This window comes from Streptomyces sp. SID14478, assembly GCF_010548525.1.
Lineage (GTDB): Bacteria > Actinomycetota > Actinomycetes > Streptomycetales > Streptomycetaceae > Streptomyces.
In genome coordinates this window covers 1-6,604 of record NZ_JAAGMG010000672.1, presented here as the reverse complement: position 1 = coordinate 6,604, position 6,604 = coordinate 1, and the positions used below count along the sequence as shown (strand labels likewise).

The window sequence follows — 6,604 nt, the reverse complement described above, 5'->3', positions numbered from 1 at the left end:
GACGCGGCCCGGGCCGTGGACGCCGCGGTGGCGGCGGCCGAGGCCGGCGTCTACGTCAGCTGAGCGTGTCCGCGAGGACCCGCGCCGCCCGCTCCGCCTCGGCGAACCCGAGGTACAGCGGCGTGAACCCGAACCGCAGCACGTCCGGCGCCCGGTAGTCCCCGACGACACCCGCCGCGATCAGCCGCCCCATCACCTCACCGGCGTCCGCACAGCGCAGCGCCACCTGGCTGCCCCGCTCGGCGTGCGCGTGCGGCGTCACGGTCTCCACCCGGCCCGCCGGTGCGTACGCCCCGACGCACTCCAGGAAGAAGTCCGTCAGGGCGAGGGACTTGGCGCGGACGGCCGCCACCGACACGTCCGGCCGCCGCCACACCTCCAGCGCCGCTTCCAGGGCCAGCATCGACAGGATGTCCGGCGTCCCGACGCGCCCGCGCACGGCCCCGTCCGCGGCCTCGTACTGCGGCCGCATCCCGAACGGCTCGGCGTGCGAGTTCCAGCCGGGAAGGGGCGAGTCGAAGGACGCCTGGTGCTCACCGCGCACGTAGAGGTAGGCCGGTGCGCCCGGGCCGCCGTTCAGGAACTTGTACGTGCAGCCGACCGCGAGGTCGACGCCGTGCTCGTCGAGCCCGACCGGCAGCGCACCCGCGCTGTGGCACAGGTCCCACACCGAGACGGCCCCCGCGGCGCGGATCGCACCGGTCAGTCCGGGCAGGTCGTGCAGGCGCCCGGAGCGGTAGTCGACGTGGTTCAGCAGGACGGCCGCGGTCCGGGAGGAGAGGGCGCCCGGCACCTCGCCCGGGGCGACCGCACGGAGCGAGCACCCCGTCATACGGGCGGCGGAGGCGGCGATGTAGCCGTCCGTCGGGAACGTGGAGGCGTCGACGAGGATCTCGTCCCGGCCCGCCGACGGACCGCCGGCCAGCCGCACCGCGCCCACAAGTGCCTTGAAGACGTTGACACTTGTGGAGTCGCCGACGACGATCTGGCCGGCCGCCGCGCCCACCAGCGGAGCGATCAGGTCGCCGATCCGCTCGGGCGCCGTCCACCAGCCGGACTCCGTCCAGGAGCGGATGCGCAGCTCACCCCACTGGCGGCGCACGACGTCCTCGACCCGGCCCGGCACGTGCGCGGGCAGCGCCCCGAGCGAGTTCCCGTCGAGGTAGACCACGTCGTCGAGGACGAAGTCGCCCCGGACCGCTGCTAGTTGGTCGGAGGCGTCGAGTTCCCTCGCGCGCTCCTGCAGATCAGACATGGGACCTCGCCGTCCACAGCTCGGGGAACACGTTCTTCTGCGCGCGCTTCTCCAGCCACGCCACACCGGCGGAGCCGCCCGTGCCCGACTTGGCGCCCATGGCGCGCCGCGTGGCCACGAGATGGTCGTTGCGCCAGCGCCACACCAGCTCGGCGACGTCCGTCAACGCCTCGCCCAGACGGGCGAGTTCGGCGCTCTCGTCCCCGGCGTACAGCGCGGTCCACACCGCCTCCACCTCCGGGGACGGCTCGTACTTCTGCGACACGTCCCGGTCCAGGACGGCCCGCGGCACCGCGTGGCCGCGCCGGGCGAGCAGCCGCAGCACCTCGTCGTACAGGCTCGGCTGGTGCAGCGCCTTCTCCAGCTCGGCGTGGACGCGGGGCGCTCCGCGGTGCGGCACCAGCATCGACGCGGACTTGTCGCCGAGCAGGAACTCCATGCGCCGGTACATCGCCGACTGGAACCCGCTGCCCTCGCCGAGGGCAGCACGGTAGGAGTTGAACTGGCCGGGGGTGAGCTGTGCCAGCGGCCGCCACGACGCGTTCAGCGCGTCCAGCTCGCGCACGGACCGCTTGAGCGCGGCCACGGCGGTGGGGATGTCGTCGTCGGCCAGGGCCCGGGCCGCGGTCTCCCACTCGTGCACGATGACGGTGAACCACAGCTCCATGACCTGGGTCGTCACGAGGAAGACCATCTCGCCGGGGTCGTCCGAGCGCAGGTGCTGGAGGTGGGTGAGGACATCGGCCTGGACGTAGTCCTCGTACGGCGTGGTGCCCGCGAAGTCGAGATGCGGTGTTGCTGCCGCGTCGTGGGACATCGCTGTCTCCTGATATGTACTCCGGGTAGCGGTCCGCCCTGCCGTTACCGGCACGGGGCCCCGGTCCCCACGTGCATCCTCCGCAATCGTCCCCCGAAACGGCAAGGGCCGCCCGATCACCTCGGTGACCGGGCGGCCCTTGCCGGCGCAGCGGGTCTAGCCGAGCGTCTGCGCGGCCGCCGGCGAGGAGTCCTTGAGGAACTGCGAGCAGCGCTCGTACTCCTCCTGCTCGCCGATGGAGCCGGCGGCGCGGGCCAGGGCGTGCAGGGCGCGCAGGAAGCCGCGGTTCGGCTCGTGCTCCCACGGCACGGGCCCGTGGCCCTTCCAGCCGCTGCGGCGCAGCGAGTCCAGGCCGCGGTGGTAGCCGGTACGGGCGTACGCGTACGACTCGACGACGTTGCCCCGCTCGAACGCCTCGTCGGCGAGCTGCGCCCAGGCGAGCGAGGAGGTGGGGTACTTGGCGGCGACATCGGCGGGGGCCGTGCCGTTCGCGAGGAGCTCGCGCGGCTCCGGGTCGTCGGGCAGGTGGGTCGGGGGCGGTCCCCCGAGCAGGTTCTCGTGAAGGCTCATGGGTTCCAGTCTGCTGCATCGGCGCGGACGCCTGCCACGGCCCTGACGAGCGCCTCGATCCCCGCCTCCGCCTTGCCCCGCGGACACCCCAGGTTCAGCCGCACGAACCCCGGCTCGCCGTACGTCCCGCCGGGCATGATCGCGACCCGCTCCCGCTCGACCAGGACGCGCTGCAGCCCGCCGTCGGCCACGATCCCCAGCGGGCGCAGATCGATCCAGGCGAGGTACCCGGCGTCCGGGACCCGCCAGCCGAGCTCGGGGAAGGCGTCCTTGAGCCGCTCCTCCAGGAGCAGCAGATTGCCGTACGTGTACGCGCGCAGCTCGTCGAGCCAGGCGCCGCCCTCGCGGTACGCGGCGACGTGCGCGGTCAGCGCGAGCACGGCCGGGGACTCCAGGCCCTCGTCGTGACCCATCCGGCGGACGAACTCGGCGTGCTCGTCCGGGTCGCCGACGAAGCCGTAACTGCCGCTGAGCGCAGGGAAGTTGAAGGACTTGCTGGCGGAGGTGACCAGCGCCCAGCGCGGTCCGTCCGCGTACCGCGTCCAGGGCAGGTGGACCTGCCCCTCGTGCGCGAGGTCGGAGTGGATCTCGTCGCTGATCACGGCGACGTCGTGGGCGCGGGCCAGCTCCGCGACGCGGCGCAGCTCGCCGTCCGTCCAGACGTGTCCGGTGGGGTTGTGCGGCGAGCACAGCACGAGGACCCGGGTGTCGGGGCGCGCGAGCTCCCGCTCCAGGCCCGCCCAGTCGTCGACCGCGACGGTGCGCATGTCCCGGCCGAGCCCGAGCACCGCCTTGCGGAAGCCGTCGTAGGTCGGGGTGTGCAGGACGACGCCCTCGCCCGGCCGTGTCCACATGCGCAGCAGCTGGGCGATCTGGTTGAGGACCGACGGCGCGTACACCAGCCGGTCGACGTCCACGTCGGTCGCGTACCGGGTGCGGTACCAGTCGCGTATCGCCCCGCGGAAGTCGTCGTTGCGCCAGTCGGTGTAGCCGAACACCCCGTGCGCGATGCGCGAGGTCAGGGCGTCGAGGACCTCGGGCGGGGATCTGAAGTCCATGTCGGAGATGGTGAACGGCAGCAGGTCCGGCACGGGGAAACGGTCCGCGACACCGTCCCACTGCACGCACCAGGTGCCGTGGCGGTCGACGGGGGTGTCGAAGTCGTAGCGCATGGTCATCTCCTCCACGGTCCTCGGCGGACCTTCGCGGACATGCGAGGGGCCCGGCCGCCCCAGGGGGAGTGCCGGGCCCGGACGCGGGCGAAAGCGCGGGCTACTTGATGCGCGTGCCCGTCGAACGCAGGCTCTCGCAGGCCTCGACGATGCGGGCGGTCATGCCCGTCTCGGCCTTCTTGCCCCACACGCGCGGGTCGTACGTCTTCTTGTTGCCGACCTCGCCGTCGACCTTCAGGACGCCGTCGTAGTTCGCGAACATGTGGCCCGCGATCGGGCGGGTGAAGGCGTACTGGGTGTCGGTGTCGAGGTTCATCTTCACGACGCCGTTCTCCAGCGCGGTGCGGATCTCCTCCAGCGTGGAGCCCGAGCCGCCGTGGAAGACGAAGTCGAACGGCTTGGAGCCGGCCGGCTTGCCGTACTTCGCGGCGATGCCGTCGTTCAGCTCGGCGAGCAGGTCGGGGCGGAGCACGACGTTGCCCGGCTTGTAGACGCCGTGGACGTTGCCGAAGGAGGCGGCCAGCAGGTAGCGGCCCTTCTCGCCCAGGCCCAGGGCCTCGACGGTGCGCACCGCGTCGTCGACCGTGGTGTAGAGGTTGTCGTTGATCTCGTGCGAGACGCCGTCCTCCTCACCGCCGGTCGGGGTGATCTCGATCTCCAGGATGATGTTCGCGGCCTTGGCCTTGGCGAGCAGCTCCTCGGCGATCGAGAGGTTGTCGGCGAGGGTCTCGGCCGAGCCGTCCCACATGTGCGACTGGAAGAGCGGGTTGCGGCCCTCGGCGACGCGGGCCGCGGAGATGTCGAGCAGCGGGCGCACGTAGCCGTCCAGCTTGCCCTTGGGGCAGTGGTCGGTGTGCAGCGCGATCTTGTTCGGGTAGCGCTCGGCGACGACGTGCGCGAACTCCGCGAGCGCCTGGGCGCCGACGACCATGTCCTTCACGCCCTGGCCCGACAGGTACTCGGCACCACCGGTGGAGATCTGGATGATGCCGTCGCTCTCGGCCTCCGCGAAGCCCTGCAGGGCGGCGTTGAGGGTCTGCGTCGACGAGACGTTGATGGCCGGGTAGGCGAACTTCCCCGCCTTGGCCCGGTCGAGCATCTCGTTGTACTGGTCCGGGGTTGCGATGGCCATCTGCCGTCTCCTCGTAAAGCGCGCGGGTTGCGGGTTCGGGTTGTCGTTCTGGGTGACCCTCACCAAGGGGGTGACATCATCGTCGCCCCCATCCTTCCAGACTTGTGCGAATGCTCCAGTCCGGGCGGCCGGGCACTAGTCCAGGCCGAGCTCGTCCTTGGAGAACGCGAAGAGGTACGGCACCCCGGCGCCCTCGGTGATCTTCTCCGCGGCGCCGGTGGCCCGGTCCACGATGGTCGCGACGCCGACGACCTCGGCCCCGGCCTCGCGCACCGCCTGGACGGCCTCCAGCGGGGAGCCGCCCGTGGTGGACGTGTCCTCGACGACGAGCACCCGGCGGCCCTTGATGTCGGGGCCCTCCACCCGGCGCTGCATGCCGTGCGCCTTGGCGGCCTTGCGGACGACGAACGCGTCCAGGCGCGCGCCGCGGGCCGCGGAGGCGTGCAGCATGGCGCCCGCGACGGGGTCGGCGCCCATGGTGAGCCCGCCCACGGCGTCGAAGTCGAGCTCGGCGGTCAGGTCGAGCAGGACCTGCCCGACCAGCGGGGCGGCCTCGCCGTCGAGGGTGACGCGGCGCAGGTCGACGTAGTAGTCGGCCTCCAGACCGGAGGAGAGCGTCACCTTGCCGTGCACCACGGCCTTGTCCTTGATCTGCTGGAGCAGCGCGTCGCGCACGTCGTTCGTCGTCATGCCTACGAGCTTAAGGGCCCGCACTTCGCGGCCCGTATGCACCGGCCAGCGCGCACCGCGCCTACGGCCGCTGCCAGGTCCAGGTGGTGCTCGCCTCCAGCGGGTCCACGGGCGTGACGAGGCGGGGCGCGGTGTTCAGCCCGTTGGGCGGACCGGTCTGCGGCTCGGCGCAGACGGCCGCCTCCTGCTCGTCGTAGACGACGACCCACTGCTCGCGGCTCTTCACGTGCACCGCCAGCTCGCCGGGCCAGGTCAGCGTCACGTCGACCCCGTCGGGCATGCCGAAGCAGTCGTCCCACGGGCCGGGGCGCGGGGCGATCCGGTTGCCGGTGGGCAGGTGGTCCTCGCCGCGCTCCTCCTGCCAGGCGGCGTCGAAGGCCAGCTCGACGCCGCTGCCGGCCTCGCTCAGCTTCCGGTTGAACCACGGATGCCAGCCGGCCTGCGCCGGGAACGAGTCGCCGTACGTCTCGATGCCGAGCGTGAGGGTCAGCGAGTCCTCGGTGAGGGCGACGACGTGGGTGACGCGGCCGGGGTAGGGCCACGGCTCGGTGAGGTCGTACGTGAACGCGGCCTCGGTGGCGCTCGCCCGCGCGGTCGTCCACTCCGCGTCCCGGGCGAAGCCGTGGATGGCGTGCGGCGGGGAGTTCAGCGGCATCTGGTGCACGTGCGGGCCGTCGCGGAACCGCCCGTCCGCGATCCGCCCGCACCAGGGCACCATCGGGAAGCAGCCGTAGCGCTCCCCCTGCCGCAGCAGCTCGGTCCCGGCGATCTTCAAGCTGCTGATGCGGCAGCCGTTGCCCGGCGCCACGGTCACTTCCGCGTCACCCGCGGTCAGCGTCGTCTCCTGAGTCGTCACGACCCCTGAGCCTATGCGGCGACCGGTCAGCGCCGCCTGCGCAGGGCCCGGCCGACGACGATCGCCGAGGCGAGGGCGACGGCCGCGGCGGGCGCGGCCCAGCGCAGCGTGG

At 72.5% G+C, this 6,604-nt stretch carries 7 protein-coding genes; all 7 read right to left on the bottom strand.

Features of this window, described 5'->3' with window-relative positions; translation table 11 throughout:
- Nucleotides 1-55: 55 nt before the first annotated feature.
- A complete protein-coding gene (locus tag G3I40_RS22295; RefSeq protein WP_164303906.1) occupies nt 56-1,255 on the bottom strand; it encodes an aminotransferase class V-fold PLP-dependent enzyme in 1,200 nt (399 codons plus the stop codon).
- Nucleotides 1,248-2,072 (bottom strand): tryptophan 2,3-dioxygenase family protein, encoded by an 825-nt coding sequence (locus tag G3I40_RS22290; RefSeq protein WP_164303905.1) that lies wholly within the window; start codon nt 2,070-2,072, stop codon nt 1,248-1,250. Before G3I40_RS22290 ends, G3I40_RS22295 begins: the two co-directional genes overlap by 8 nt.
- 156 nt (nt 2,073-2,228) lie before the next feature.
- Nucleotides 2,229-2,642 (bottom strand): DUF3151 domain-containing protein, encoded by a 414-nt coding sequence (locus G3I40_RS22285; protein ID WP_164303904.1) that lies wholly within the window; start codon nt 2,640-2,642, stop codon nt 2,229-2,231.
- Nucleotides 2,639-3,820 carry an aminotransferase class I/II-fold pyridoxal phosphate-dependent enzyme gene (locus G3I40_RS22280; RefSeq protein ID WP_203644598.1) on the bottom strand — a complete coding sequence of 394 codons (1,182 nt, stop codon included), beginning with the start codon at nt 3,818-3,820 and terminating at the stop codon, nt 2,639-2,641. The genes G3I40_RS22285 and G3I40_RS22280 overlap by 4 nt, the downstream gene beginning before the upstream one ends.
- A gap of 94 nt (nt 3,821-3,914) precedes the next feature.
- Nucleotides 3,915-4,946: a class II fructose-bisphosphate aldolase gene (gene fbaA / locus G3I40_RS22275; RefSeq protein WP_164303903.1), complete on the bottom strand. Its 1,032-nt coding sequence runs from the start codon at nt 4,944-4,946 to the stop codon at nt 3,915-3,917.
- Between the two features lie 135 nt (nt 4,947-5,081).
- Nucleotides 5,082-5,636: an orotate phosphoribosyltransferase gene (pyrE, locus tag G3I40_RS22270; protein ID WP_164303902.1), complete on the bottom strand. Its 555-nt coding sequence runs from the start codon at nt 5,634-5,636 to the stop codon at nt 5,082-5,084.
- Nucleotides 5,637-5,697: 61 nt separating this feature from the next.
- The gene (locus tag G3I40_RS22265) at nt 5,698-6,492 is read right to left on the bottom strand and encodes an aldose 1-epimerase (protein WP_164303901.1); all 795 of its coding nucleotides are present in this window, start codon (nt 6,490-6,492) and stop codon (nt 5,698-5,700) included.
- Nucleotides 6,493-6,604 lie beyond the last annotated feature (112 nt).

Bases quoted from the DNA above. Each gene is read 5' to 3' on its own strand.
- pyrE (WP_164303902.1), bottom strand. From the start codon at position 5,636: ATGACGACGAACGACGTGCGCGACGCGCTGCTCCAGCAGATCAAGGAC.
- G3I40_RS22290 (WP_164303905.1), bottom strand. From the start codon at position 2,072: ATGTCCCACGACGCGGCAGCAACACCGCATCTCGACTTCGCGGGCACC.
- G3I40_RS22280 (WP_203644598.1), bottom strand. From the start codon at position 3,820: ATGACCATGCGCTACGACTTCGACACCCCCGTCGACCGCCACGGCACC.
- fbaA (WP_164303903.1), bottom strand. From the start codon at position 4,946: ATGGCCATCGCAACCCCGGACCAGTACAACGAGATGCTCGACCGGGCC.
- G3I40_RS22295 (WP_164303906.1), bottom strand. From the start codon at position 1,255: ATGTCTGATCTGCAGGAGCGCGCGAGGGAACTCGACGCCTCCGACCAA.
- G3I40_RS22285 (WP_164303904.1), bottom strand. From the start codon at position 2,642: ATGAGCCTTCACGAGAACCTGCTCGGGGGACCGCCCCCGACCCACCTG.